The sequence below is a fragment of the Ruminococcus turbiniformis genome (assembly GCF_020687545.1).
Classification (GTDB): domain Bacteria; phylum Bacillota; class Clostridia; order Lachnospirales; family Lachnospiraceae; genus Mediterraneibacter; species Mediterraneibacter turbiniformis.
In genome coordinates, this window is sequence record NZ_JAJEQX010000085.1 from 1 (window position 1) to 1,857 (window position 1,857).

General features: G+C 39.1%; 1 protein-coding gene. It reads right to left on the minus strand.

Annotated elements, in window-relative coordinates; all coding sequences use genetic code 11:
* Positions 1 to 135: 135 nt before the first annotated feature.
* Positions 136 to 1,734: a transposase gene (locus LKD70_RS18415; RefSeq protein WP_227709306.1), complete on the minus strand. Its 1,599-nt coding sequence runs from the start codon at positions 1,732 to 1,734 to the stop codon at positions 136 to 138.
* Positions 1,735 to 1,857: the final 123 nt, after the last annotated feature.

Below are 1,857 nucleotides of genomic sequence, written 5' to 3' on the forward strand. Positions count from 1 at the left end.
ATGATGTCGGGGTCAAAACATAGTGTTTTCTATGTTTGAATCTCCGCATGAACCTTGAAAATTTAATATTTTACAGTATATATACCATAAGAGGCTTCATGAACTGAGAATCATTAGTGCACTTCTGGCTTATATCTACGCTAATACCGGATTCTGAGCATAGTTTCCTAAACCCTTTCGGAATCCGAAGAGTTTCCTGAAATTTAAAGCGGCTATTTTGCTGCCGAAGAAAAATTTACCCCTTTGTTTACCTCTTGGAAGTTTATCGAGATGATAATTCTTTCGGATATTGGCCGGAATAGTTTCTACACCATTTCTCAACCTTGCTAAATTGCTGAATTCCTCACTTTGCATATATCTCTGGCTTTTTGCTCGGTTGGATGCATTTTTTGAGGTAATAAAAGTGGCAACTTTTTTATAAATCTTGGGGCGGCACTGATCCTGATAAGGACAGCCGACACAATGGTTTCGGTCAAATGAAACTCTGCATTGTCTTGTTGTTTTGGTATAAGACTGGCTTACCGGCTCATGACCTGCCGCACATTTCAGAAGACGGGTTCCATCGTCATTGAATTCGAAGTCAGCCAAAGCATCCGGGGCTTCTTTGCCAATCAGTGCGGTAGTTACCAGTTTTACGTTCTTCTCTTTCGCGAGAGCTATGTTATCCTGACCGTCATAACCGCCATCAGTAACCAGAATGATCTCTTCTTCAGATTTTTCCATTGCTGAAAGTGATTCCTGAAGAAAGTGACTGTCCGTATGCGTGTTTTTATCAAACTGATAATTCGTCACTACAGAGCCATTTTTCCCTACTGTTTCCTCAATGTTGGCGGTATAACCCCTGTAGTGCTTACCGGATTTATTTCTATATGTGGCATCTGGATCAGACGGGTTTTGAAGTGCTAATGAATTCATAGTGCCATCTTCCTTGGTTCTCAGACGACGTTTATCATTTTCAACAACTGTCTGGTCAGAAAGGCATCTGACAAAAAGTTGGTATTCCGTTGTTTCTTCAAAATCTGTTTTGCACAGTTCCAGCAAACAGTCGCTGTCTGTCAACAAGGTTTGAATAGTTGTTTCCATATCATCATTTCTCTGATGATAGAAGATACGGTTATAATCATTCGGGTCTGCATAATGCTTAAGTGGTTCAGAAACCATATCTGGCTGTTTCTTTGTAAGATAAACAACCAGTTTGGATATACAGGTGTAGATCAGTTCCATACGGCTCAGGAAACGAATGTTGGATTCTATCATAATGGAATCCATACGGCGTATGCGTCCATTCAGTTTCATTATCTTAGCGATTTTACCGCTGAGATCTTTTACACAGTCGTGGTATAAGTCCACACCATGGAGTGTCTCATAGTCATAGCATCTTTTACGGAAACGAGTCAGAGTTTTGTCTGAAATCGGCTGTTCTACAAAGCTTGTGGTATGCAATGCGTATTGAAGGTGGAGATCAAGCATCAGATTCTCAACGATTTCATCGTCAGAATAATCAAAAAGTTCCTTAATGATAAGCGCACCAATAATAACATTTACAGGTGCATTAGGTCTGGAGGCTTTATCACTATACAAAACAGAAAAACGTTCTTCATCTATCGCAGGAAAGATTTCATCGGCGAAGATTTTTGCCCAAGATTTTTCTAAAGCTTTTCTTTCTCGTTCCGTCAGAGTTATAAAACTGTCATCGAAGGATAACTGTTGGCAATCATTTGTTTTAAAAGACATGAAGCATACCACCTTTCAAAAACTATTTTTAGTATAACTCGTGAAAGGCAAAAAAGCTTGCATTTACTGTAAAATATTAAATTTTCAAGATTCTATTTCTAAGGCTTTTGACCCCGACATCAT